The sequence below is a fragment of the Haloarcula sp. CGMCC 1.6347 genome, from assembly GCF_037078395.1.
Taxonomy (GTDB): domain Archaea; phylum Halobacteriota; class Halobacteria; order Halobacteriales; family Haloarculaceae; genus Haloarcula; species Haloarcula amylolytica.
This window is the reverse complement of sequence record NZ_JAYMGX010000002.1, coordinates 1,009,309-1,034,569: the sequence shown is the minus strand read 5'-3', so window position 1 is coordinate 1,034,569 and position 25,261 is coordinate 1,009,309. Positions and strand designations below refer to the sequence as shown.

The 25,261-nt window shown below is 65.7% G+C and carries 23 protein-coding genes and 2 tRNA genes; 8 read left to right on the top strand and 17 right to left on the bottom strand.

Annotated elements, in window-relative coordinates; genetic code table 11:
- The first annotated feature begins 10 nt into the window (after nucleotides 1-10).
- A complete protein-coding gene (gene ddh, locus VI340_RS13755; protein ID WP_336358557.1) occupies nucleotides 11-937 on the top strand; it encodes a D-2-hydroxyacid dehydrogenase in 927 nt (308 codons plus the stop codon).
- Between the two features lie 30 nt (nucleotides 938-967).
- On the opposite strand, the gene VI340_RS13750 is transcribed toward ddh, so the two are convergent.
- Both VI340_RS13750 and thiD read right to left on the bottom strand, forming a co-directional pair.
- Entirely contained in the window at nucleotides 968-1,603 is a 636-nt protein-coding gene (locus VI340_RS13750; protein ID WP_008307475.1) for a DsbA family oxidoreductase, read from the bottom strand.
- Nucleotides 1,604-1,678: 75 nt separating this feature from the next.
- Nucleotides 1,679-3,067, bottom strand: coding sequence for a bifunctional hydroxymethylpyrimidine kinase/phosphomethylpyrimidine kinase (gene thiD, locus VI340_RS13745; RefSeq protein WP_336358556.1), 1,389 nt, complete (start codon nucleotides 3,065-3,067; stop codon nucleotides 1,679-1,681).
- Nucleotides 3,068-3,189: 122 nt separating this feature from the next.
- Here thiD and VI340_RS13740 point away from each other — a divergent pair, with 122 nt between their 5' ends.
- Nucleotides 3,190-3,354, top strand: a complete 165-nt coding sequence (locus tag VI340_RS13740) for a DUF7331 family protein (RefSeq protein ID WP_008307477.1) — start codon at nucleotides 3,190-3,192, stop codon at nucleotides 3,352-3,354.
- A 5-nt stretch (nucleotides 3,355-3,359) separates the two neighbouring features.
- Here the strand turns inward: VI340_RS13740 and VI340_RS13735 are convergent, their stop codons facing one another.
- The 8 genes from VI340_RS13735 to VI340_RS13700 form a co-directional block, all read right to left on the bottom strand.
- A complete protein-coding gene (locus VI340_RS13735) occupies nucleotides 3,360-4,241 on the bottom strand; it encodes a DMT family transporter (RefSeq protein ID WP_008307478.1) in 882 nt (293 codons plus the stop codon).
- A 40-nt stretch (nucleotides 4,242-4,281) separates the two neighbouring features.
- Nucleotides 4,282-6,588: a peptidase gene (locus VI340_RS13730; RefSeq protein WP_336329405.1), complete on the bottom strand. Its 2,307-nt coding sequence runs from the start codon at nucleotides 6,586-6,588 to the stop codon at nucleotides 4,282-4,284.
- A 248-nt stretch (nucleotides 6,589-6,836) separates the two neighbouring features.
- Nucleotides 6,837-7,130 carry a stress response translation initiation inhibitor YciH gene (gene yciH / locus VI340_RS13725; RefSeq protein ID WP_004516073.1) on the bottom strand — a complete coding sequence of 98 codons (294 nt, stop codon included), beginning with the start codon at nucleotides 7,128-7,130 and terminating at the stop codon, nucleotides 6,837-6,839.
- Nucleotides 7,131-7,174: 44 nt separating this feature from the next.
- Nucleotides 7,175-9,409, bottom strand: coding sequence for a transglutaminase family protein (locus tag VI340_RS13720; RefSeq protein ID WP_336358555.1), 2,235 nt, complete (start codon nucleotides 9,407-9,409; stop codon nucleotides 7,175-7,177).
- Nucleotides 9,406-10,380: a DUF58 domain-containing protein gene (locus VI340_RS13715; RefSeq protein ID WP_336358554.1), complete on the bottom strand. Its 975-nt coding sequence runs from the start codon at nucleotides 10,378-10,380 to the stop codon at nucleotides 9,406-9,408. Before VI340_RS13715 ends, VI340_RS13720 begins: the two co-directional genes overlap by 4 nt.
- Complete coding sequence (locus tag VI340_RS13710; protein ID WP_336358553.1) at nucleotides 10,377-11,336, bottom strand: AAA family ATPase; 960 nt, start codon at nucleotides 11,334-11,336, stop codon at nucleotides 10,377-10,379. The genes VI340_RS13715 and VI340_RS13710 overlap by 4 nt, the downstream gene beginning before the upstream one ends.
- Nucleotides 11,337-11,529: 193 nt before the next feature.
- Entirely contained in the window at nucleotides 11,530-11,799 is a 270-nt protein-coding gene (locus tag VI340_RS13705) for a DUF7573 domain-containing protein (RefSeq protein ID WP_336358552.1), read from the bottom strand.
- 73 nt (nucleotides 11,800-11,872) lie between these two features.
- Nucleotides 11,873-12,556: a class I SAM-dependent methyltransferase gene (locus VI340_RS13700; RefSeq protein ID WP_008307494.1), complete on the bottom strand. Its 684-nt coding sequence runs from the start codon at nucleotides 12,554-12,556 to the stop codon at nucleotides 11,873-11,875.
- A gap of 216 nt (nucleotides 12,557-12,772) precedes the next feature.
- Between VI340_RS13700 and VI340_RS13695 the strand changes: the two genes are divergently transcribed.
- Complete coding sequence (locus tag VI340_RS13695; RefSeq protein WP_336329629.1) at nucleotides 12,773-14,116, top strand: tryptophanase; 1,344 nt, start codon at nucleotides 12,773-12,775, stop codon at nucleotides 14,114-14,116.
- Nucleotides 14,117-14,214: 98 nt separating this feature from the next.
- Nucleotides 14,215-14,433 (top strand): hypothetical protein, encoded by a 219-nt coding sequence (locus tag VI340_RS13690; protein ID WP_008307497.1) that lies wholly within the window; start codon nucleotides 14,215-14,217, stop codon nucleotides 14,431-14,433.
- On the opposite strand, the gene VI340_RS13685 is transcribed toward VI340_RS13690, so the two are convergent.
- The 7 genes from VI340_RS13685 to VI340_RS13655 form a co-directional block, all read right to left on the bottom strand.
- Nucleotides 14,390-15,367, bottom strand: a complete 978-nt coding sequence (locus VI340_RS13685) for a 5,10-methylenetetrahydromethanopterin reductase (RefSeq protein WP_336358551.1) — start codon at nucleotides 15,365-15,367, stop codon at nucleotides 14,390-14,392. The two genes, VI340_RS13690 and VI340_RS13685, sit on opposite strands and share 44 nt — an antisense overlap.
- The gene (locus VI340_RS13680) at nucleotides 15,354-16,127 is read right to left on the bottom strand and encodes a coenzyme F420-0:L-glutamate ligase (RefSeq protein ID WP_336358550.1); all 774 of its coding nucleotides are present in this window, start codon (nucleotides 16,125-16,127) and stop codon (nucleotides 15,354-15,356) included. Before VI340_RS13680 ends, VI340_RS13685 begins: the two co-directional genes overlap by 14 nt.
- A 121-nt stretch (nucleotides 16,128-16,248) precedes the next feature.
- A complete protein-coding gene (locus tag VI340_RS13675) occupies nucleotides 16,249-16,737 on the bottom strand; it encodes a metallophosphoesterase family protein (RefSeq protein WP_008307500.1) in 489 nt (162 codons plus the stop codon).
- A 74-nt stretch (nucleotides 16,738-16,811) separates the two neighbouring features.
- Complete coding sequence (locus VI340_RS13670) at nucleotides 16,812-17,108, bottom strand: winged helix-turn-helix transcriptional regulator (RefSeq protein ID WP_008307501.1); 297 nt, start codon at nucleotides 17,106-17,108, stop codon at nucleotides 16,812-16,814.
- A 117-nt stretch (nucleotides 17,109-17,225) separates the two neighbouring features.
- A complete protein-coding gene (locus VI340_RS13665) occupies nucleotides 17,226-17,879 on the bottom strand; it encodes a hypothetical protein (protein ID WP_005537126.1) in 654 nt (217 codons plus the stop codon).
- A gap of 380 nt (nucleotides 17,880-18,259) precedes the next feature.
- Nucleotides 18,260-18,332, bottom strand: a tRNA-Asp gene (locus tag VI340_RS13660).
- A gap of 51 nt (nucleotides 18,333-18,383) precedes the next feature.
- Nucleotides 18,384-18,456 (bottom strand) — tRNA-Asp (locus VI340_RS13655).
- Nucleotides 18,457-18,732: 276 nt separating this feature from the next.
- Here VI340_RS13655 and VI340_RS13650 point away from each other — a divergent pair.
- The 4 genes from VI340_RS13650 to VI340_RS13635 are packed head-to-tail and all read left to right on the top strand — an operon-like array spanning nucleotide 18,733 to nucleotide 25,259.
- Nucleotides 18,733-18,960 (top strand): DNA-directed RNA polymerase subunit H, encoded by a 228-nt coding sequence (locus VI340_RS13650; protein WP_004959115.1) that lies wholly within the window; start codon nucleotides 18,733-18,735, stop codon nucleotides 18,958-18,960.
- Nucleotides 18,960-20,525, top strand: a complete 1,566-nt coding sequence (locus VI340_RS13645; RefSeq protein ID WP_004959113.1) for a DNA-directed RNA polymerase subunit B'' — start codon at nucleotides 18,960-18,962, stop codon at nucleotides 20,523-20,525. Before VI340_RS13650 ends, VI340_RS13645 begins: the two co-directional genes overlap by 1 nt.
- 1 nt (nucleotide 20,526) lies before the next feature.
- Nucleotides 20,527-22,353, top strand: a complete 1,827-nt coding sequence (rpoB, locus tag VI340_RS13640) for a DNA-directed RNA polymerase subunit B (protein ID WP_008307505.1) — start codon at nucleotides 20,527-20,529, stop codon at nucleotides 22,351-22,353.
- Entirely contained in the window at nucleotides 22,350-25,259 is a 2,910-nt protein-coding gene (locus VI340_RS13635) for a DNA-directed RNA polymerase subunit A' (RefSeq protein WP_336358549.1), read from the top strand. Before rpoB ends, VI340_RS13635 begins: the two co-directional genes overlap by 4 nt.
- Nucleotides 25,260-25,261 lie beyond the last annotated feature (2 nt).

Genomic DNA, 25,261 nt, shown 5'->3' with positions numbered 1-25,261 from the left:
AGCGGCCTGTATGGATATCGCTAGAATCGCCGTCCACGAGTCAGTTGCGAAGGCCTGTCCGCTGGAGGCGATGGTCGCCGCGCTACAGGGACCCGATGTCCGCGTCGAGACTGTCGGTGATGACGCCTCATTCGATGCCAGTGACTGCGTCGTCACGTTCTCCCCGCGGGAGGCGTTTCTGGACGCCGCCTGGGTCCACGGCATCCGCGCGGGCTACGACGAGTTCGACGTGGACGCCTACGAGGCGGCCGGGACGGTACTGACGAACAGCACTGGTATCCACGGCGACACCGTCCCGGAAACCGTCGTCGGCTATCTGACGGCGTTTGCCCGCCGTCTCCACGTCTATCGGGACCGACAGGGCGATAGCGACTGGACGCAGGAGCCGTACGACGCGCCGTTCACGTTGACCGGCGAGCAGGTGTGCGTGGTCGGGCTGGGCACCATCGGTCAGGGCGTCGCCGACCGGACCGACGCGCTGGGGATGGATGTTGTCGGCGTTCGCCGCTCCGGTGACCCCGCTGAGAACGTCGAGCGCGTGTACACACCCGACGAACTGGACGCCGCCGTCGCCGACGCACGCTTCGTCGTGCTGTGTTGTCCGCTCACCGAGGAGACCGAAGGCATGGTCGACGCCGCTTTGCTCGCGCAGATGCGGGCCGACAGCTACCTCGTCAACGTCGCCCGTGGGCCTGTCGTCGTCGAGGACGCGCTGCTGAACGCGCTCGACGACGGGACGATTGCCGGGGCAGCCCTCGACGCCCACTGGGAGGAGCCGCTACCAGACGACCATCCGCTCTGGGACCACGAGTCGGCTATCGTGACGCCACACGTCGCTGCGTCCACGAGCCGGTATCACGAGGATATCGCGGCCCTCGTTCAGGAGAACGTCGAACGGATCGACCGCGGCGAGTCGCTGCGGAACCGCGTCGCGTGAGGGCCGTCCGCGGATATCTGACCGCGCCGCTCAGGTACCTTCGACCAGCCGTTCTAGCTGCTCGGGCGGCACCGCACCGCGTGCGGCGTGGCCGTCGTACGCGAACGTCGGGACGCCGGTGATGCCCTGGCGCTTGGCCGCTGTGAACTTCTCGCGGACCGCAGACCGGAGGGCGTCGTCGGCGAGCGCCGACCGGATTTCGTCGCCGTCGACGCCCGCGTCCTCGGCGAGGTCGACCAGCAGGTCTTCGTCGCCGATATCCGCTCCGTCCTGCCACAGCGCCTCGAAGATGGACACGTCGAAGGCCAGCCACGTCTCGTAGTCGTAGTGCTCTTTGACGTAGTAGGAGGCGATCTGGGCGGGCAGCGAGTCGATGTCGGTGGCGATGTCCAGGTCCATCTCCACGTCGTATTTCTCCTGCAGCCGGCGGACGCCCTGCTTGGCCTGCTCGTAGTAGTCCTCGTCCTTGCCGTCGTCGACGGAGTGGTCGATAGAGCCGTCGGGGTTGCGCTTCCCGCTCCGGAGGTCGAAGGGGTGCCAGTCGATCTCCAGTTCGTCCTCGCGCGTCGACTGGTACTGCCTGAGCGATTCGCGTCCGAGATAACAGAACGGGCAGACGTAGTCCGAGAAGACCGTGATCCGCTCGCTCGACTGAGTCTCACTCATACGTCCGGGTATGCGTTGCTCGCGGTTAAACGCGGCCACCGTCTGTGCCGGACCAGCGCACGACCGACTGGCCCGCTACCCGTCGTCCCTGACGGTCTCGTGGACTGTCTCTACTTGAGAGACGAGGTCGTCGGCGTCCGCTGCGAGCAGCATTGCGCGGCCGTCGGTACCCACGCCCTCGCGGCCGACGACGGCGACCGGCGTTCCGTCGCTGGTCCCGAACGCCCGGTCGACGCCCCACTGTGCCGTGGCGTCGTCGGAAACCCCGTCCGGGCGCTCACCGGGGTCGTACGCAGCGACGCGGCCGTCCAGCGACGCCAGCGCGTCCTCGACGGCGTCGGTCAGCCGGCAGTCGACGGCGAACCGAATCGCCGGGTCGTGCTCCCGGGCGGCCAGGAGGGCGCGAGCCACCGTCGTCGATGCGCCAAAGCGGACGCCGCGGTTCGGCCGGACGCCGTCCATCGTGCGGGCGATGCGGCCCTCGACGGCGGCGACCGCGTCCGGCGTCTCCGCGTAGGGCGTCGCGCCGGCGACGGTCATCCCTCGCTCGGGGACCAGCGTCGACACGTCCGCCTCGACGAGCGCCGACACAGCCCGCTCGACGGCCTCGCTCGTCGGATGGCGTGCGGCGTCGTTGCGCGTCTGGACGAGGTGGTGGACCGCACCCGGGCCTTCACCAACGTCGAGGTTGTACCGGACCGCGCTCGCAAGCAGGTCGATACTGTCTCCGACTGCCGTCGGCAGGTCGTCGCCGTGGGCCAACTGCGTCGCGATGGCAGAGGACAGCGTACAGCCCGAACCGTGGGTGGCCTCGGTGTCGATGCGGTCGTGGCGGAACGTCGTTACCCCGTCCTCGGTCACGAGGGTGTCGACCACGGCGTCGCCCGGGACGTGGCCGCCCTTCACGAGCGCGCTGTCGGCCCCCATCTCGACGAGGTCGCGGCCCGCTCGTTCCGCGGTCTCGGGATTGTCGACGTCGCGGCCGGTCAGGACGGCGGCCTCGTCGGCGTTCGGTGTGACAAGCGTCGCTTCGGCGATGAGGGTCTCGTAGGCGTCTTCGGCTTCGGCGGCCAGTAGCCGGTCGCCCGACGCCGCCACCATCACCGGGTCGACGACGAGGTTCGGCAGGTCGGCGGCGTGTTCCACGACCAGGTCGATGACGTCACTCGTCGCGAGCATCCCCGTCTTGACCGCGGCCACGTCGAAATCTCCCGTGACCGCCTCGATCTGGGCCTCGATCTGGTCGATCGGGAGCAGATGCTGACCCTGTACGCCCGTGGTGTTCTGTGCCGTGACGCTCGTAATCGCGCTGGTCCCGAAGCCGCCACAGGCCTCGATGGTCTTGACGTCGGCCTGGATACCGGCCCCGCCACCGGAGTCGCTGCCGGCGACGGTCAGCACGACTGGCGGCGTCACTGGGGCGTCCGCTCGTGTCATACCTGATGACTTCACTGGCGGCCACATATCGGTGCTGGTCTCTCAGTCGGACGAAACTATGTGGCCAAATCCTAGTATGCTAATAATATCCCATACTACATTTGAGAAACATTTATGTGTCACTGTGTCGGATGTGCCCTTGTACCACAATGGAACCAGCGTCGCGCGATACTACCGACTCCGACGAGCAGTACGGCAGCTTCACAACTGGCGGCGGCGACGTCGTCGTCTACGACACTGAGAACCCGACCGCGTGGCTTCAATCGAGCTATGCGGTACAGGTCGGCTGCTCGTCGGAGCGAAAGTCGGTCTGACCTTTTTACCCGACCGATATCATCGCGATACCGACGATAGCCAGCCCCGCAGCGGCCAGGCGTGCTCGGAACTGCGCTTCGTCGAGAACAATCGCGCCCAGAATAACGGCGACGATGGCTTGCCCGTTGACGATGGGTGAGACGATACTCGCCGGGAGCAACTGGAAGGACAGCAACACGATGTGGTTCGCGTAGGCGACGAACATCGCCGCGACGACGAACTTCGGGAGGTCCCCCCGCCATCCCGGCGGGACCTGATACCGGAACGCGAGCGGCGTCATCAAGACGGCGATGCCGACGGCCATCACCGGGATGTACGTCGTCGGTTCGACGGCCAGTTCCTGCATCAGCACCCGCTTGCTTACATCGACGAGCGCGAACGCCGCAGCCGACAGTAAGGCTAGCTGTGCGGGCCGGGACTGCCGGGCCCGCTTGAGCGGGGCCAGTAACGCTGTGCCCTGCCAGTTCGCGACGTAGACGGCGGCGGTCGCGACGACGACACCGCCGACCTGTAGCGCCGAGAGATGCTGGCCCAGCAGGCCGACTTCCAGCGGCAACACGAACACGGGGACGATTTTGCTGATCGGCGAGACGTAGGAGACTTCGCCGACGCGGATCGCCCGAAAGAGGGTGAGCAGTCCAACCGCCGTCACCGCCGTCACCGCGAGAACCGACGCGAGGACGTTGACGCGGTTGCCCGCCGGGAGGAAGGGCTCGTTGCTGACGAAGACGATGGGGAGGTAGACGATGGGGACCAGGCTGTACGTAAGCAACAGGAACACCGGCGACGGATACCCGGTGAACCACCGCTTCATCACGAACAGGTACACCCCGAACACCAGCGCCGACAGAACGGCGTACGCGATTCCGACGTTCACGGTTGACAACGGCTAGCCGACCGCAATAACTGTTCCCTTCGGGCTCGTGTCAGGAACCGCGCTGGCGGGCGATCAGGACCGCAAGCAACACCGCGAGACCGGTCACGAGCACGGTGAAGCCGTTGCCCTCGCCGGCTGTCGTCTGTGTGTCTGTGAGCCGCTCCGTCGGCGTCGACGTTGGTTCGGCTGTCTCCGTCGAGACGACCACCTCGACCGCCGTCGCGGTCCGTCCGTCACCCGCCGACAGCGAGACTGTTCCGGGTTCGCCGAGGGTGACCGTCCGCACGACTGTCGTCGTCGCCTGTGGCGGGAGATACAGCCGTTGCTCCGCGAACACGGTGTCGTTGCGGCGGAACTCGACCGCGATTGTCCCCGGAATCTCGTTGTCGTTGGCGACAGTGGCGGTCACGTCCACACTGTCCCCCTGCCTGACTTCTTGCGGACTCGCGGTGACGTCAGTGACGCTGGCCGCTGCCGGTTCCGTCACCACGACAGTGACGGTGTCGCCGTCGATACTGATCACGTATCGGCCGGGGTCGGCAAACGTGTGTGTCACTTCGACCTCGGTCCGCTCCCCCGGTTCGATCTGGCCCTGTTTCGCGGCGACGACGGTCTCGTTGACCGCGAGCGTCACGTTGTACGCCCCTGCCTCGCCACCGGCGTTCTCGACGACTGCGTCGACCGCGAGCGTCTCGTTGGTCGCCAGCCGGATCGGCTCGCTTCCGCCGACCGGTGTGTCTGACCGGTAGAGACTGTCTGCGCGGTAGGCGTCCGCACGGTCGACCGGTGGGAGACCGTAGCCGATACGAGCGGGAATCGAACCGAACAACCGCCGGTGTGTCGTCTCGTTCCACATCGCCACCGTCGTTGTCGTTTCGGTCTCCGTCGCGGTCGTGTTCCGGGCGCTTGCCCCGCCAGCGGCCTCGACCTCGGTGAGGAACTGCGATTGCGTGACCGGGTCGCGGTAGCCGTTTAGCGACTGGAACACAGTCTGGAGTGTCTTGTTGCGGTCAGTAGCCGAGCGGATATGGACATCTGTCCGCCCAGCCACCAGCGAACCCTTCCTGTAGTTCGCGTCGTTCGTCCAACTCGACCGGTCCGTCAGCGCCACGTCGCTGTAGACGGGGCGTCCGCCCGCTGCGAGCTGTGCCCGGAACTCGTCGAACCCGATCCGGTCCTGTTCCAGCGCCAGGACGGCGGCGTAGTACGTCGCCCAGCCCTCGACCGTCCACCGCGTCTCCCGCGTCGTCTCGTAGGCCTGCCGGCTGTGGACGTACTCGTGGAGCCAGACGTTGTTGGCGGTATCCAGCGATTGCCGGGACTGGACCCACATATCTGCGTCACCGATCTGATACCCCTCGACGCCCCACTCGACGGCCTCGGACGGCGCGGCGACGACGAACACCTGCTCGTCACGGTCACCGACCCGGAGGGCGTTCGATGCGTTCGCCATCGAGTCGAGGACCGAAATCGGCGAGGCCGTCATCGTCGCCCGCTCTGGCACAGCCAGCGTGAACGTCTGGTTGTGCGCCGTCTCCTCGAAGGTCGCTACCTCGCCGAGGTACACGATCTCCTCGCCCGCCGCACCCGGGCCTGCCGTCCGGACCGTGCGGTTGTACCTGACTGGGTCCTGGCCAGTGTATCGCCAGCGCGTCGGCGTCCGTGAGCGCGTGAGCAGCGCCCAGTCGCCCGTATCGACGCTGAGATAGCGGCCCTCGGCTCCCTCCGGACCGCTCTTCTCGATGGTCCGGTTCGGGTTGATGCGGTAGCTGACCGTCGCCGTATCCGTCGTTTCTTCCCACTCGTACACGGACTCGTTGACGCGCTCGAACCCGTCCGTTTCGGTCACCGTCGCCGCCGCTGGGACGTGCGTTTCGAGGTCGACGACCCGGTCCGGAATCTCGTAGGTCAGAGTCACCGCGACTTCGCCCGGCTCCTCCGGTATGCGCGCGTAGGTCTGTGTCTGCTGAATCACGTCACCGTCGCTGGTCTGTGTCGCACCCGACGTGGCTGTCCCCGTTCCCATGTCAGCCGCTGTCACGGCTTCCGTTCCGGTTGTGTCCCCGCCCAGTCCCCGTGGCTGGCGTCGATGTGTGTCGGCGCTTCCGATCCGGGCTAGCGAACCGTTCGCCTCGGCAGTGGCCGTTGTCTCGACTATTCCACCACTATCTTGCTCTGACGCCCTATCAGCCTGATACGTACTGTTCTCGCTGGCTCCGCCGACTGCTGTGTCGACACTGGACCAGGTCACCGCCCCGTGGTCAGCGCTCGCCGCCACCGGGAGCGACGCGAATCCCCCACCGAGGAGAAGGACCACGAGTCCGACGGCCACCACCCGTCGGGGTACAACGAACATTGCAAACAGTTACCTCCCCGTGGTTGAAATAGTTGACCGCCGATTATGGGTGCTGGTATCATGCAACAAAATCTGTCTCGACCGGTCGCTACCAGAAGCGCCCACGACGGTAAAAAACAGCCAGACCCGAGCCACTCGTGGCCGGCCGCAGCGAACACTCGCGAGCAGACCAGACTGAAAAGCTGGCGAGCAGGTCACAGCGGCGGCTTGCCACGGCGCTCTCACGAGAACCGTTGGCAGTCAGGAGTTCAGGCGACGTTGAAACCTTTGTCGCGGAGGAAATCCTCGACGCGGCCCGTGTGATTGCCCTGGAGCTCTATCTGCCCGTCCTCGACAGTGCCACCGCAGGCGAACTTCGATTTGAGGTCTGAGGACAGCGAGTCCATGTCGACGTCTTTCGGGTCGAATCCCTCGATAATCGTTACCTCCTTCCCGTAACGGCGCTCGTCGATGCGGATGTTAATCTCCTGGGACTCCTTAGCGACGTCCTCACAGACGCAGAGCTCCTCAGGCAGCCCGCACGTCGAGCAGACTTCCGACATTACAATCGCGCCTACGAACACGACCTATTAAACACTGTCGGGGACTACCGGGCGGAGACGATTCTATCAGCGATTTCGACGGCCTCGTCGGCAATCGCTTCGTCGACCTCGCCGCCGTACCGGAGCCGCTCCCGTAGCGCCGCCAGCCGACGGACCCGGTCGTCGGCCCCTATCGCGTCGAGATACGCCCGTACCGTCTCACCGCTCTCGCGAGCCCGGTGTTCCGTCGAAAGGACGTACATGGCCCGCTGGAACGCCCGCTCGATGTCGGTCTCGGGGTCCACGCGGCGCTGGTAGCGCAGCCACACCGCCCGGTAGGCTCGCCCGCTGAGGCCGGACCGACGCGCACCCGCCGCGATGCCGAGCAGTGCAACGACGCCGAGCGTCATCTCCTCGCGCGATGGGAGTTCCGGCAGACTCGGCCCCGCATCATCGCCCGAGCCCGGCTCCCTTGCAGTGCCGGCTGGCGTGTCGGTTTCTGTGACCGTTGGTGTCTCAGTCGGCTCGGCCTCGGTCTCGTCGGTCTCGGTCAGCGGGGCGGGTGTCGACGTGTCGGACGGCGTGTACTGTTCGACCGGGTTGTCGTCGCCGACAGTGGGTGACGATTCGTCCGAACTCGCCTCCTCGATACGCTGCTGTCTGACCGCCTCGCGCGGCCCGGACGGCGTCGGGTCGAACTGCACCCAGCCCTGGCCGGGGAAGTACACCTCGACCCAGGCGTGGGAGTTGAGCCCGCGCACGACCCACTGGTTCTCGTCGATTCGCTGGCCGGACGTGTAGCCGACGGTCATGCGCGCCGGGATGCCCTGCGTCCGGAGCATGGTCACCATCGTCGTCGCGAAGTAGACGCAGTACCCCTCGTCCATCTCGAAGAGGAAGGCGTCGGCGACGTTGAAGTCGGGTCGGTCGACGTCGAGCGAGTAGCCCTTGCTCTCCTGTAGCCACCGCTCGACGACCAGCGCCGTCTCGTAGGGGTTTTCGGCGTTTGCGGTGAGGATAGCCGTCCGTTCCGTGACCCGGTCCGGCGTGCTGTCGGGGAGCTGGGTGTACAGCTCCGCGGTCGCGTCGTCGTAATCAGTGCCGGCCTCACGCAACCCGTCCGGCGTCGCCACGAGCAGTTCGCTCCTGACCTCGTAGCTGTCGCCCGTCGACAGCGTGCCGTCGGGCTGGAACCCGCCCTCGCTGGAGACCGATACCGACGGCTCCCCCGAGTAGCGGACGGGCTTCCAGGCGGCCGGGACGGTCCCGATGGTCGACTCCGCCCGGAACTCCTGTCGCAGCGTCCGGGTCTCTCCCTCAGGAGAGTCGAGGCGCTGGTCGTCGTACGGGGTGGGGTTCCCCGTCCGAACCCACCCGTTGCCGGTGTAGCGGTCGTAGGAGGCGACCCGCCAGTAGCGCGGTTCCTCGCTTTCGACCGTGTACCGTATCTCCGGCGTCAGCGAGATGCTCCCGAGTACTGAGAGGGACTCTCCGGCGTCGAAGAGGCTCCCTTCGACGGTCTGGCCGTCCGACCCGTCGTCGTACGACAGCAAACTGTCCCGGGTAATCGGGACCTGCGAGAGCGCCGCCGGGACGACGATTATCGCCGCCAGTTGTTCGAGGACGGCACGCCGCCCGGCGTCGATGCCCTCGCTGTCGTCGTCCGTCTGTCCCGTCTCGCTGCTGCCGGACATCGCATCGGGTCGCTTCGTCAGGTCCGCCGGCTCGTCCGCCGACAGCGTATCGAGCGTCCCGAAGCCGATGGTCGCCGCGATGCCGACCACGCCCAGCAGTGTCGTCACCACGCCGGAGTCGGTCGTTAGGGCGAAGAACGCCAGCGCCGTTCCGGCCGCCACTGTCGCCGTCACGTACCAGCGCCGCAGGGCGAAGTACCACGTCAGAAACACCGGTGCCGGCGCGAACGACAGCACCCACAGCCTGACCTTGGCGATCTGCAGCAGCGACCGCCCGGTCAGCAGGGCGGCGGTGTCGGCCAGCAGCTCCGTCACCGCCGGGTCCGTCGAGAGGTTCAGGATGTACGCGCCGAGGCCGCCGGCGAACAGCACTGCGCCGACGCCGACCGCGAGGGGCGGCCTGAGTACGCGGGCCAGCAGCGTCGCGCCGACGAGCGAGAGCGCGGTGAGCGCCAGAAACAGCGTCGGGTCGCCGACTACGTCGCTGAGATAGTACATCGTCCGCAGCGGCGCACCGATGGCCAGCGCCGCCGCAAGCAGCGCCAGTATCCGCGACCCGCTCCACGGGACTCGGCGGCGGACTCGTTCGACGACGGCGGCGCTCATCCGTTCACCTCGCCCGCGAGGGGGTTGTCCCGACTGGCGGTCACATCGGCGAAGGACTGCCGGCGGCCGTCGACCGACACTGTGACGCCGTCGCTGTTGGCCGTGACGACCACGTCGGCGTCGTCCGCCCGGCCGGTCCGGCCCGCGTCGGCCCGGGCCAGCAGTTCGAGCAGTCGCGTCCGGTGGGTGTCGCCGTACCCCTGCTCGACTGCCCCGTTCGGGACGACGAGTTCGACCGCGAGACCGCTCTCCAGCGCGGCCATCGCGATGGTTGCCGCCGCCGCGGCCATCTCGTCGGCGTGCCCCTCGCGGGCTTCAGCAGCGACGAGCAGGTCCCTGTCGCTCCGGTTGTCAGTGAACTCCTTGACCAGCAGGTCCTCGCGCTTGGCGCTGGATTTCCAGTGCACGTCCCGTAGCGAGTCGCCGCTGACGTACTCCCGCAGTCGGTCGAACGACTGCCGGTCCTCGCTCTCCGGCGTGAACGCTCGTGCGAACGCGTCCGTCCCGCCCAGCCGGTAGACGGGCGGATACACGAGCACGTCGGCCCTGCTCTCGATGGTGTAGCGCTCTCGAATGAGTCCCAGCGCGTCCGTCACCGTCGCCTCGACGGGGCCGACCCGTTGCTCGCCCCGGGCCGTGTAGGTGACTCGGTAGGTCACCGTCGCCGGCAGGGACCTGGTAGTTGTCGTCTCGCCGTCCAGGCCCTCGGAAAGCCGGTCGGTGACCGTTGCGATGCCGCTGCCGTCGACACGGAACTCGACGGGTTTCGTCTCGCCGGGAAAGCCACGGCGGAGGCGGCTCCGCTCGACAGTCGGCGCGCCACTCCAGCGAACCTGCACGGCGGCGGCGAACACGCCGACGAACAGCGGGCCGGCGACGGCGGTGAGCCCGGGCTGACCGAACCTGGCACTGACCAGAAGGGCGGCAACGGCGACGGCGAGAACGGCGAAACCGCGGCGCGTCGGTCTCATTCGACGTAGACGGTATCGAGTGCCTCAGCGACGAGCGCCCGGGCGTCCTGCTCGCTGCTCTCGGTGTGGATGCGATGCGGGAGGACGACCGGCGCTTCCGTCTGGATGTCGTCGGGGATGACGTAACTGCGGCCGTCGAGGACGGCCCGGGCCTGTGCCGCCCGCAGGAGGGAGATGCTCCCCCGCGGGCTGACGCCCAGTTGCGCGTTCTCCCGCGTGTACCGCGCCAGCCGGGTCGCGTACGAGCGAATGGGTTCCTCGACGGTTACGTCCGCCACCGTCTCCCTGGCGGCAGACAGCGCTTCGAGGGTAGCGACCGACGTGAGGTCCTCGATGGGATGGTGGCCCACCACGTCACCCAGCATCTCCGTCTCCGCCGCCTCGTCCGGGTACCCGAGGTGCAGCTTCGTCATGAACCGGTCGAGCTCGGCCATCGGCAGGTCGTAGGCCCGGTTCTGCTCGACCGTGTTCTGCGTGGCGATCACGGTAAAGGGCTGTGGCACGGGATGTGTGGTCCCGTCGACGGACACCTGCTGTTCTTCCATCGCCTCAAGCAGCGCCGACTGCGTCTTCGGCGGTGCACGGTTGATCTCGTCGCCGAGGACGACGTTGGCGAAGATCGGGCCGGGTCGGAACTCGAACTCCTGTGTCTTCTGGTTGTAGACGTTGACGCCAGTCACGTCGGTCGGGAGGAGATCCGGCGTGAACTGGATTCGCTTGAACTCGCCGTCGAAGGAAGCCGCGACGGAGCGGGCCAGCATCGTCTTGCCGACGCCGGGAACGTCCTCAAGTAGAATGTGTCCGCGGCCGAGCACCGCCGTCACGATGTGCTCGATTGCGTCGTGTTGCCCGACGATGACCTGCTCGACGTTTTCGATCACCTGATTGGCGACGCGTGTGGCGTCGCGGAGGGGACTGTCCGACTGTTGACTGCGTGAGGTGTCAGTGTCTGTCATAGTCGCGATCTCGTGGGACGACGCCTTGGCACGGGGACTGGTGAGATAGTTTGCCCTGTCGACCAGTAAGTGTCTTGTGTGGGTGCCACATCCTCCGGGCCGTTCAGTTGTAGCCCTGTCTACGGCGTGAGCGTATGTAACTCTGTGGATGAGTGAGAACAACACACATCCGATTTACGGCCGGTAGCGGGGTTCACCAGCACTTGCAGGCCCCACAGACGAGGAGTCCGTCCTGTGTCCACCGGCGCTCGACGACCTCGCCACACTCGTCACACGCCGCTCCCTCGGGCGACCACGCGTACGTCGTCACGGCCGGGTCGACCGCGTCAGTCGAGGCTCCGGAATCGGGGGCTTCGCTCTCCGTCTCTGTAGTATCGTCTCCCGCAGAAATACCGTTGTCCCCCTCGTCCTCGCTCTCGCTGCTATCGTCGAGAAAGTCCTCCAGCGAGGCGTCTTTGGCCATACACCCTGGTTTTGGTTGCGGTCACAAAATACCCTGTCGGTCGTTCCGACGCCGTGCGCTGCTGCCTGCCTCGTTATTCGGTGGCGACGCCGACGGTCAGCAACGTCCCCAGTTCGCGGTAACGCTCGACCATCGCCTCGCGGGTCTCGAACTCGTCCGTGGGGAACCCATCCGCCGGCGGAATCTCCACCTCGCGGTCGGGGATTGTGTCCTGCGACGCAACGGCCAGACCGGCCTCGCGGAAGGCCTCGCGGTACTCCGGGCCGCTCCAGCGGGTCATCTCGATGTCGATGAACTCCTGCCACTCGTGGGAGTGGACGTTCTCCTCGTAGTAGTTCACCGCGATGTGGGCGGTCCCGCCCGGTCGCAGCACTCGCGCGATTTCTTCGAGGGTGTGTGGCGGGTCGCTGGCGTAGTAGAACGCTTCCATCGAGAAGACGTGGTCGATACTGTCGGTCGCAAACGGCAGCGCGTCGAAGTCGCCGCGCAGGAACCCGATGCCGTCGTCGTCCGTGTACTCGCGGGCGTTCCGGAGCATCTCCGGCGACCCGTCGAGGCCATAGCAGGGACCGGCGTCGTTGGTGTCACGGAGCGCACGGAGTGCGTAGCCCGAGCCCGTTCCGAGGTCGAGCACCGTGTCGCCCGGTTCGACCGGCATCCGGGCGAGGACGTGCTTGGCGGTGTGCCAGTGCCGGTCTTCCATCCCTCTGTCTTTGCCTTCGGCCGCCCACGCGTCGAATTCCTCGCGAACGCTCATACGTCCCTCCAGCAGTTCTGGCCTCAAAATGCCCGCTATTTCTGCCTGCCGGAAACAGGTACCCCGCCGGCCGCTCAAAGGCTGTATTGTCGACCGCTAGCGCCCGTCTCTCCTGTCCACCGATACCCGTACTCGTCTGCTAATGGACATCTCAGCCCACTTCTGTACACAAAATATCAGATGGGGAATAAGTCAATCGGCGTCCTGCGACACAGCATGCGCTCGTACAAGGCCAAATCGGTAACCTCGATACAGCTTCCGCCCCGTGAGCGACGCGAGACAGCGCTCGCCGAGGCCGGGCACAACGTCTTCAACCTCGCTGCAGAAGACGTCTTTATCGACTTGCTGACTGACTCGGGGACTGGCGCGATGAGCGACGACCAGTGGGCGGACGTGGTCCGCGGGGACGAGGCGTACGCCGGTTCGCGCTCGTTCAAACGCTTCCGTGAGACGGTCGCTGACGTGATGGGGTTCGACCGCGTGGTGCCGACACATCAGGGCCGCGGCGCGGAGAACGTCCTGTTCGGGGCGCTACTGGACGAGGGTGATGTCGTACTCAACAACACGCATTTTGACACCACCCGCGCACACGTAACGAATCAAGGCGCTACTGCAGTCGACTGCCCGGCAGAGACGGACCTGACCACTGATAGCGTCGGGACGTTTGCCGGCAACTTCGCCACAGAGCGAGGGTGGGACGCTGTCGAGGAGTACGGGCAGGACGCCGTCTCGGCTGTCGTCCTGACGATCACGAACAACTCCGCCGCCGGCCAGCCAGTGTCGATGGCGAACATCCGCGAGACGGCCGCCTTCGCCACGGAAATCGACGCAACGTTCGTCATTGACGCCTGTCGGTTCGCCGAAAACGCACAGTTCATCAAGCAACGGGACCCCGAATACGCCGACACGCCCCTCAGTGAGATCGCTCGCGAGCAGTTACGCCCCGCGGACGCAATCACGATGAGCGGGAAAAAGGATGCCCTCGCAAACATCGGCGGGTTCACGGCCGTCCGCGACACTTCCCTGTTCGAACAGTGCAAACAGCGCGCGATCCTCTACGAAGGGTTCCCGACATACGGCGGTCTCGCGGGTCGTGACCTCGAAGCGATGGCCACCGGTCTGCGGGAAGCGGTCCAACCGCCGTACGTCGCCGAGCGGATCGAACAAGTCGCGACCCTCGGCGACCTCCTGCGTGAGCGCGATATCCCGATCGTCACGCCGACCGGCGGCCACGCCGTCTACATCGATGCGGCCGCCCTGCTCCCGGACATCCCCGCCGACCAGTTCCCCGGGCAGCGGCTCGTCTGCGAACTCTACCGCGAAGGCGGCGTCCGGACAGTCGAACTCGGCTCGTTTGCGTTCCCCGGGACCGACCGCCCGGAACTCGTTCGGCTCGCCCTTCCTCGCCGGACGTACTGGCGAGAACACCTCGAACACATCGCGGAGACCGCTGCTCGCGTTCGCGACCGTCGCGACGAGTACACCGGCCTGAAAATCGTCTGGGAGCCACCGATGGAAGAACTCAGACACTTCTCAGCGGAACTCGAGCCCGCCGCGTAGGTTCGTCCGCCCGTGGCCTCGGACGACAGCGACCCACGAGCAACCACGTTGTGGCCGGGAACGCAAACACAAAGTAGGGCCACGCTAACGTTCAGGTAATGCAAGGACTGCTGTCGGAACTGCTCCAGAGCGTCATCGACATGCCCGGCTGGTTCATCGACGTGGCACTGAACGACCCGCTGGCGGCACTCATGCTCGCCGTCGGTGCCGTCATCACGACCGTCTCGGTCGTCTTCTTCGGGTACCTGTCGCTGGGGGCCGTGCTGTCGCTGTTCAGTGGCTCCGGCGGTCGAGGACCGCCCCAAGCAAATCGATAGCTGTCTCGACGTCCGGCCCGAGCGGTGACGCGAACACGATACTGTCAGCATACTCTTCTAGCTCCGCCGTGCGCTCAGCGACTGTCTCCGGCGTTCCGGCGATACAGAACGCGTCGAGCATCGGTTCAGTCACCGCCTCGAACGCGGTCGGGAACTCGCCGGCCGAAATTGCCTGCCCAATCTCCTCGGCGGCGTCGTGGTCGATGCCGTGGCGGTCGAGCACCGGCGGCGGCGACCCCGCGGCGACGAACGCGACCGGCGGTCGGGCGGCCTCCCGCGCCTCGGCCTCGTCCTCGGCGACCGAGACGCTGGCGTAGGCCGCGAGGTCGAACTCGCCGTACTCCTCGGGCCGTTCGTCGGCCATCTCTTCTACTTGCTCGCGTGCCCACGCGAGGTCCTTTGGATGCGCTCCGTTGTACAGTGTGCCGTCGGCGTGCTTCGCCGCCATCCGGGTCATGTGTGGCCCCTGCGCGCCGACGTACACCGGAATCTCGCCGACCTCGTAGTTCAGCCCGGCGTCGACCGCCTCGAAGGTACCGTCGTGGTCGACACGTTCACCGTCCCAGAGCTTCCGGGCGGTCGTGAACGTCTCAAGCACGCGGCGCAGGGCGTCGTCGTGGTCGAAACCGAGGTTGCTGAGCGTCGATTTATCCCCCGGCCCGATACCGAAGACGGCCCGGCCGTCGCTCAGTTCCTCCAGCGTCGCGGCCCGCGAGGCAAGCGTCACCGGATGTGTCTCGTAGGGATTAGCGATGCCGGGACCGAGCAACACGTCGTCGGTCCGCTCGGCCATCGCCGACAGCGACATGAACTGGTCGCGGTTGTTGTAGTGATGGCTGGCGAAGACGCCGTCGAGTCCGTTTGATTCGGCCTGTGCTGCGAAGGAGGCGAGCTGATCGACCGGGTGTTCCGGGGTGAGTTCAATCGCGTACATGAGACCAGTCTCTGAGTGCTTGTCTGACTACGTCCTTCTCCGGGTCGCGGAACAGTTGCTCGCTGCCCGCGTGGTCGCCGAAGTCGAAATCGCGGACGACTGCGGCGGGCGTCCCGCCGTCGCCTTCGCCGGTGACGAGGTTGGCCGCGGCGGCGAGTTCGTCGACGACGGCCTGGACGGTGGCTTCGAGTTCGCGGCCGTCACGGTCGTGTTCGCCCCGCCAGTCCCGAGAGGCAGGGAGCCCGGCCCAGCCCAGCGCGACCCCGCGCTGACCGAGTCGGAACGGCCGGCCCGACGTGTCGGTGACGATAACGCTGGGTTCGACGCCCGCTTGTTCGCGGATACCATCGCGGATCGCTTCGGCCTCCGCCGTCGGGTCCTCGGGGAGCAAGAGGAGGTCCGCGCCGGGCACGTTCGAGCGGTCGATGCCCGCGTTGACGGTGATATGCCCGAACTCCGTCACGCCGAGGATGAAGGGGGCTTCGACCAGCACCTCAGTACACTCATCGAGAATCGCCTGTGCCATTCGAGGGTCTTTCTCCTCACCGGCGATGTCCTCGATGGTCGCCGCGATGCGCTCGGCGCGCTCGCCTGGCTCGTACGACGACAGCGACCGGCCGCGTCCGTTGGCCTTGGAAACGATGGTGCTGGCGACACAGACCACGTCGTCGTCCCGGAGGTCGGCCCGCTCGACGAGCAGTTCGGTCACGTCGTTGCCGGGGCGGACCTCGGGCAACCCCTCGACCGCGAACACTTCCATACCGCCTCTGCGGTCCCTGCGGGAAAAAGACCCGCGTTCGCTGCAAAGCCGGCCAACAGCGGCAACGGCTGCCGCCATCTCTCGGTGGCCGCTCACAGTGTCCCGCGCCTGCCGCGTTGTGCTACAGTTCGTGCTTGGCCACGTCGAGCGTCCCGTCCTCGACCGCCGCCGTCAGCATCGTCGGTCGGCTGGCCGGCGATGCCCCCGTGACGCTACCGGGATTCAGGAGTCGTACTCCCTCGTAGACAGTGTCCGTCAGTTCGTGCGTGTGGCCGGCGACGCCGACGGCGCTGCTGTCGGCCGCTTCCCGAACCGCTCTCGCGACGCGGTCCGCCCAGCCCCGCGGCGACCCGGTGCCGTGTGTCACGACGAACGTGACGCCGCCGAGTTCGACTGTCGCCCGGTCCGGCAACCCGATCTGCGGATCGATGTTGCCCGAGACGGCGGTCAGCCCCGTCGCCATGTGGCGGATGTCAGCGAGCGCCCCCTTGCTGTCGAAGTCACCGGCGTGGATGACGTGGTCGGCGACCTCGATGCGTTCCCGGAACGACGGCGGGATTTCGTGTTCCCGGGAGGGGATGTGCGAATCGCTGATGAGAGCGACATCCATACCGACCCATCACGCCGGCGTTCGAAAAGGGTTACTGCCACGGAAACGGGTGCCGACTGGTCGTCCCGTCGGCGCTACTCCGCGGCCGCAAACACGTCCCGCAGGCCGTCCAACTGCTCGACCAGTCGGTCGATGCCGTCGTTGATCGTTGCGACCCGCTCGTCGATGTTGTCTACCGGAATCGCTCCCTGCGGCGTCGGCTCGATGAGTTCGTCGTCTTCCAGCATCCGTAGCGAGTACCGCACCTTGTGTTTCGGGACCCCTGTCTCCTCGGCGAGCCGAACGATACCGATCGGCCCGTTCTCGATGACGGCTTCGAGGATCGACAGGTCCCGCCCCTCCTTCTCGACCTGATCTTCCAGTCGGTCCATTCCCATAGCAAATCGTATCTGTGCATTTAGGGCCGTGACACATAAACGCCTCAGTTGCGGCACTGCGACGCGGGTTGTCCCTCTGTACCGCTCTCTGCCTATGTGAACCGTCAGTCGCTACTCGTCCGAGACCGGCGTCCGGCGAAGCTCGTCGAGCTGGTCCCGGAGCTTGCTCAGCTCCGTCTCCAACTCTTCGCGGCGGTCGATGAGCGCACTTAGCTCCTCCGTGTTGACCGAGTAGTCGTTGTCCATCGCCACGTCCAGCGCGTCGGTCGTCGCGCTCGTGAGGTCGGACGCCACCCGCAACACCTCACTCGGCGTTCCACGGGACTCGTACAGCTCCTGCTCGCCCGACAGCGGGCTGTAGGTCACCATCGGCGACTCGACGCCGCGGTGGTAGCTCACCGCGTAGCTCGTGTCCGTCACCGGATTGAGGCGGTCGTCCGCCCGCTCCGTTCGGACGATGTTGAACGGCTCGGCCAGCGCGGGAAACGTGTCGGCGAGGTCCCGAAGCCGGTCCGCGGCGGTCACGTCCAGCTGCGCCTCCACGTCGCCGAAGAACTGCCGCGAGTTGGTGAGGCTAAAGGCCACGGTGTAAAACACCGACTCGTCGCTGTCGGCCAGATTGCGAACGCGGTCGCGGACCTCCTCGTGACGGCCCTCGATAGTGAGCTTCTCCAGTTCCTCAAGCAGCGCCCGGACGCCCTCCTCGCGTTCGAGGAACGCCTCGACGATTGCGCCGGGCATTTCCTCGCCATCCACGTCCTCCATGGCCCCTCTTTTGCGGGGCCTCGTAAACAGTTTGTCGCTGGCAGCCGCTAATCGGCACGCCTTACAACCAACACAAAACATATGCCGCACCGCGTGAAGTGATAGCACGTCCGGCCCGGTGGACGGACACTATGACAGGCCAAGGGGGCACTTCCCCGGACGTCTGCTATTGTGCCGCGCGTGTGGTATCAGTATATGCCGTTTTATCGACCAGTAGGCGGTGTTTACTGTCTGCTGAAGAGTCAGCAAAACGTGCCCGGAGGGGAGTGAGCGCCCGGAGCGGGATTTGAACCGGAGCAAGACTCGCGGTGCTCGTCTTGCGTGATTCAAATCCGCTCGTTACGGATTCCCGACTCGCGGATTTGTTCGTCGGAAAAGTACGCCCGGAGCGGGATTTGAACCCGCGTCACGACCGTGACAGGGTCGTATGATGGGCCACTACACCATCCGGGCAGCCTACGAGCACATACTGCACGGTACTCGTCAGTTAGGTCGCAATAGGAACGCCCGGAGCGGGATTTGAACCCGCGTCACGACCGTGACAGGGTCGTATGATGGGCCACTACACCATCCGGGCCTTCGTTGCATTTCTTCGTACCTTGGTGTCGGTATTAAGACTTTCCAAAGAAACCCGCCCCGTGATGAGTGCACATGACGGGACCCAAAGTTCTATGTCCGCTCTGCTTCATGTGGGTGGTAGGAGCAACCACGCCCGCAGTCCGTGAGGGTGGGCGGGTCCGGTAGCCACAGCAGAGCGACTTGGTAAGTGTTATATGCGCCCCGACAGTACGGCCCTGTAGTATCTCGTGACAGCCACCTTCTCCAGCAGCAGGCCAAACGCACACGCACACACATGGTAGATGTAAGTCAACACGACCTCGTCCCAGACCACAGTGTCGTCGACGAGGACGACCTCGAAGCAGTACTCACGGAGTATGAAATCAAGAAAACGGACCTTCCGAAGATCAAGCGCACCGACAAGGCGCTGCCCGATGACGCCGAAGTCGGTGACGTGGTTCGGATCGTCCGCGACTCCAGAACGACGGACGAAGCCGTCGTGTATCGACTGGTGGTAGAATAATGGACACACAAGATCGCCGCGCTATATCGCGTGAATATTTCGCCAAGGAACGGCTCGCCGAACACCACTTCCGCTCGTTCAACGCCTTCCTCGATAGAGGGATGCAGCAGGTCGTCGACGAGAAAGAGACCATCGAGACCGATATCGGTGACAAGGAAGGGCAGGAACCGGTGTGGGTCGAACTCGGCGACGTCCGCGTCGTCACCCCACGGGTTCGTGAGGCCGACGGCAGCGAGGAACTGCTGTACCCGCAGGAGGCCCGCCTCCGCAACATCACCTACTCCGCGCCGGTGTTCATGGAGATGGCCATCGTCCGCGGTGGCGAGGAGGAGCCGGAGGAAGTCGTCGACCGGACCGAGACCAAGATCGGGCGAATGCCCATCATGGTCGGGTCGAACAAGTGCAACATCGCGGGCTTCACCGACGAGGAGCTCATCGACATCGGCGAGGACCCCGCAGACCCCGGTGGCTACTTCTGTGTCAACGGCTCCGAGCGGGTGCTGATGACCAGCGAGGACCTCGCCCCGAACAAGATTCTGGCCGAGTATGACACCAAGTACGGCGACGAGGTGCAGGTCGCCAAGACGTTCTCCCAGCGCCGCGGGTACCGCGCCCTGGTGCTGTGTGAACGAACGCGGGACGGACTGCTGGAAGTCTCGTTCCCGTCCGTCTCTGGCAGCATCGACTTCGTCACGCTGGTCCGCGCGCTGGGGCTGGAATCGGACGAGGAGATCGTCCACCGCGTCAGCGAGGACCCGGAAATCGTGAAGTTCATGCTGGAGAACCTGGAGGAGGCCGAGGTCCAGACGACCGAGGAAGCCATCGAGACGCTGGGCAAGCGTGTCGCCTCCGGGCAGGGCAAGAACTACCAGCTCAAGCGGGCCAACTACGTCATCGACCGCTATCTCCTCCCGCATCTGCACGAGGAAGGCGTCGAGGAAGAGGAGGTCCGCATCAACAAGGCGTTCTACCTCTGCCGGATGGCCGAGGCGTGTTTCGAACTGGCACTGGGCCGTCGCGAATCCGACGACAAGGACCACTACGCCAACAAGCGGCTGAAGGTCAGCGGCGACCTGATGACCGACCTGTTCCGGACGGCGCTGAACAAGCTCGCCCGGGACGTGAAGTACCAGCTCGAACGGGCCAACATGCGGAACCGTCAGCTCTCCGTTTCGACGGTCGTTCGCTCGGACGTGCTGACCGAGCGACTCGAACACCCGATCGCGACGGGGAACTGGGTCGGCGGCCGCTCCGGCGTGAGCCAGCTGGTCGACCGGACCGACTTCATGGGGGTGCTGTCACACCTCCGGCGACTGCGTTCACCGCTCAGTCGCTCTCAGCCCCACTTCGAGGCACGGGACCTGCACGCGACCCAGTGGGGTCGCATCTGTCCCTCCGAGACGCCTGAAGGCCCCAACTGTGGGCTGGTGAAGAACTTCGCCCAGGCGATGGAGCTGTCACAGGACGTGTCGGACCCGCAGGGTCTCAAACAGGAACTCGCAGAGATGGGGGTCCAGGGCATCCCCGGTATCGAGTCGATAGAACAGCAGCCCGCGGACGATTAATATGAGTCAGGGACGCGAAGCCAAAGTATACGTAAACGGTAGTCTGGTCGGGACACATCCCGACCCGGAACAGCTCGCAGAACAGGTACGACAGGCGCGACGACGGGGGGACGTCTCCCAGATGGTCAACGTCTCGGTCAAGAACCGGACCGGTGAGGTCATCATCAACGCCGACGCCGGCCGTGCCCGCCGCCCGCTGCTGGTCGTCGAGGACGGCGAGCCGCTGATGACCGACGAGGAGGTCGAGCAGGTCAAAGAGGGCGAGCTCGAATTCGAGGAACTCGTCGAGCGTGGCCTCGTCGAGTTCATCGACGCTGAGGAGGAAGAGGACATCCTCGTCGGCGTCGACGAGGACGAACTCACGGAGAAGCACACGCACCTGGAAGTCGACCCGCAGCTGATGTTCGGTATCGGTGCCGGGATGATTCCGTACCCCGAACACAACGCCTCGCCCCGGATTACGATGGGGTCGGGGATGATTAAACAGTCGCTGGGCCTGCCGTCGGCGAACTACCGCATTCGCCCGGACACGCGCCAGCACTTGCTGCACTACCCGCAGCTCTCGATGGTCAAGACCCAGACCACCGAGCAGATCGGCTACGACGACCGCCCCGCGGCGCAGAACTTCGTCGTCGCCGTGATGAGCTACGAGGGGTTCAACATCGAGGACGCGCTGGTGATGAACCAGGGGTCGGTCGACCGCGCGCTCGCCCGCTCGCACTTCTTCCGCACCTACGAGGGCGAGGAACGGCGCTACCCCGGCGGTCAGGAGGACCGCTTCGAGATTCCCGACGACGAGGTCCGCGGCGCACGCGGTGAGGAAGCGTACACGCACCTCGACGACGACGGTCTCGTGAACCCCGAGACGAAGGTCGGCGAGAACGCCGTCCTGCTGGGCAAGACGAGCCCGCCCCGGTTCCTCGAAGAGCCGGACGACATGGGCGGCCTCTCACCCCAGAAACGCCGGGAGACGAGCGTCACGATGCGCTCGGGCGAATCCGGCGTCGTGGACACGGTCACGCTGATGGAAGGCGAGGACGGCTCGAAGCTCTCGAAGGTCTCCGTTCGTGACGAACGCATCCCCGAACTCGGGGACAAGTTCGCCTCGCGGCACGGCCAGAAGGGTGTCGTCGGCCACATCGCCCCGCAGGAGGACATGCCCTTCACCGAGGAGGGCGTCGTCCCGGACCTCATCATCAATCCGCATGCGCTGCCGTCGCGGATGACCGTCGGCCACATCCTGGAGATGATCGGCGGGAAGGTCGGCGCGCTCGAAGGCCGGCGCGTCGACGGCACTGCTTTCACTGGCGAGGACGAGGAGGAACTCCGGGGCTCGCTTGAAGAGCACGGCTTCGACTCCAGCGGCAAGGAGACGATGTACTCCGGTGTCACCGGCGAGAAGATCGACGCGGAGATCTTCGTCGGCGACATTTTCTACCAGAAGCTGTACCACATGGTCTCGAACAAGCTGCACGCCCGCTCGCGCGGGCCGGTGCAGGTACTCACCCGCCAGCCCACTGAGGGGCGCGCCCGCGAAGGTGGCCTGCGTGTGGGTGAGATGGAGCGGGACGTGCTCATCGGGCACGGCGCGGCGATGGCGCTCAAGGAGCGCCTGCTCGATGAGTCCGACCGCGAGTGGATCAACGTCTGCGGGCAGTGTGGGATGACCGCCGTCGAGAACGTCGAACAACGGCGCATCTACTGTCCGAACTGCGAGGAGGAGACCGACATCCACGAGGTCGAGATGTCCTACGCGTTCAAGCTCCTGCTCGACGAGATGAAGGCGCTCGGTATCGCGCCGCGGATCGAACTGGAGGACGCAGTATGAGCTCACAACAGACACCCCAGGAAATCGGTCAGCTCAGTTTCGGGCTGATGGACCCCGAGGAGTACCGCGAGATGTCGGCCACGAAAGTGATTACGGCCGACACGTACGACGACGACGGTTTCCCCATCGACATGGGGCTCATGGACCCACGGCTCGGAGTTATCGACCCCGGCCTGGAGTGCAAGACCTGCGGGAAACACAGCGGGTCGTGTAACGGCCACTTCGGCCACATCGAACTCGCTGCACCCGTCATCCACGTCGGCTTCGCGAAGCTCATCCGCCGGCTCCTGCGCGGGACCTGCCGGGAGTGCTCCCGGCTCTGTCTCGACGAGCACGAGCGCGAGGAGTTCGCCGACCGACTGACACGGACCCAGGACCTCGGTCGCGACCTCAACGACGTGACCAAGGCCGCCATCCGGCAGGCCCGCAAGAAGGACCGCTGTCCGTTCTGTGGCGAGAAGCAGTACGACATCAAACACGAGAAGCCGACCACGTACTACGAGGTCCAGGACGTGCTGGCTTCGGACTACCCCGAGCGGATCGCCGCCGCGATGGAGGAGTCCGAGGACCCGATTTCGCCCATCGAGCTCTCCGAGGAGACCGGCATCGACAGCAGCCGTGTTCAGGAGATTCTCAGCGGCGAGTTCCGCCCGCGTCAGGAGGACCGCCGCGCCCTAGAGAAGGCGCTGTCGGTCGACCTGACCGAGGAGGACATGAACAAGCTGATGCCAAGCGACATCCGGGACTGGTTCGAGGACATCCCGGACGAGGACATCGAAGTGCTGGGGATGAAACCGGCCCGCTCCCGCCCGGAGTGGATGATTCTGACGGTGCTGCCGGTGCCGCCGGTGACGGCACGGCCCTCGATTACGCTGGACAACGGCCAGCGCTCCGAGGACGACCTCACCCACAAGCTCGTGGACATCATCCGCATCAACCAGCGGTTCATGGAGAACCGCGAGGCGGGTGCGCCACAGTTGATTATCGAGGACCTCTGGGAACTGCTGCAGTACCACGTCACCACGTTCATGGACAACGAGATTTCGGGGACGCCGCCGGCGCGACACCGCTCCGGCCGCCCGCTGAAGACCCTCTCTCAGCGCCTGAAAGGCAAGGAGGGCCGCTTCCGTGGCTCGCTGTCCGGGAAGCGCGTGAACTTCTCCGCTCGTACCGTCATCTCGCCGGACCCGACGCTCTCGCTGAACGAGGTCGGCGTGCCGGACCGGGTCGCCAAGGAGATGACCCAGACGATGAACGTCACCGAGCGCAATCTCGAAGAGGCCCGCCGGTACGTCTCCAACGGGCCGGAAGCCCACCCCGGCGCGAACTACGTCAAGCGGCCGGACGGCCGCCGGCTGAAGGTGACCGAGAAGAACTGCGAGGAACTCGCGGAGAAGGTCGAAGCGGAGTGGGAAGTGTCCCGCCACCTTGTCGACGGCGACATCATCATCTTCAACCGCCAGCCGTCGCTGCACCGGATGTCCATCATGGCCCACGAGGTCGTCGTGATGCCGTACAAGACGTTCCGGCTGAACACGACGGTCTGTCCGCCGTACAACGCTGACTTCGACGGGGACGAGATGAACATGCACGCCCTCCAGAACGAGGAGGCCCGGGCCGAGGCCCGCGTCCTCATGCGCGTGCAGGAACAGATGCTCTCCCCGCGCTTCGGCGAGAACATCATCGGTGCGATTCAGGACCACATCAGCGGGACCTACCTGCTGACCCACACCAATCCGAAATTCAACGAGACGCAGGCGCTGGACCTGCTTCGGGCGACGCGCATCGACGAACTGCCCGAGGCCGACGGCGTCGACGAGGACGGCGAGGAGTACTGGACCGGCCGGTCGCTGTTCTCGGAACTGCTGCCGGACGACCTGAACCTGGAGTTCACGTCCTCCGCCGGCGACACCGTCGTCGTCGAGGACGGCCAGATGACCGGCGGCACCATCGACGAGGACGCCGTCGGGGCCTTCGGCGGCGAAATCGTCGACACCATCGCCAAGGACTACTCGCGGACCCGTGCCCGGATTCTCGTCAACGAGGTCTCGGCGCTGGCGATGCGGTCGATCATGCACTTCGGGTTCTCTATCAGCATCGACGACGAGTCCATCCCGCGTGAGGCGGAAGAGCAGATCAACGACGCCATCGACAGCGCGTACGACCGCGTCGAGGAACTCATCGAGACCTACGACCGCGGCGAACTCGAATCGCTGCCCGGTCGGACCGTCGACGAGACGCTGGAGATGAAGATCATGCAGACGCTGGGCAAGGCGCGTGACTCCGCCGGTGACATCGCCGAGGACCACTTCGGCGAGGACAACCCGGCCGTCATCATGGCCGAGTCCGGTGCGCGTGGGTCGATGCTGAACCTGACCCAGATGGCCGGCTGTGTCGGCCAGCAGGCAGTCCGTGGCGAGCGGATCAACCGCGGCTACGAGAACCGAACCCTCTCGCACTTCGAGGAGAACGACCTCTCGGCGGACGCCCACGGCTTCGTGGAGGCGTCCTACCGCTCCGGGCTCGGCCCGAAGGAGTTCTTCTTCCACGCGATGGGTGGCCGCGAGGGGCTGGTCGACACGGCCGTCCGGACATCGAAGTCCGGGTACCTGCAGCGCCGGCTCATCAACGCCCTGTCCGAACTCGAAACGCAGTACGACGGGACCGTCCGGGACACAAGCGACACCATCGTTCAGTTCGAGTTCGGCGAGGACGGCACGTCGCCGGTCGACGTCTCCTCTAATCAGGAGGGTGACGCCGTCGACGTCGAGCAGATCGCAGACAGCGTCCTCGACGAGGAGTTCGAGAGCGAGAAGCAGAAAGAGAGCTTCCTCGGCACGCGGACCGAGCGGACCAACCTCTCGGAGCACGCGGACGACTGGTGGATGGCCGAGGGTGACGACTAACA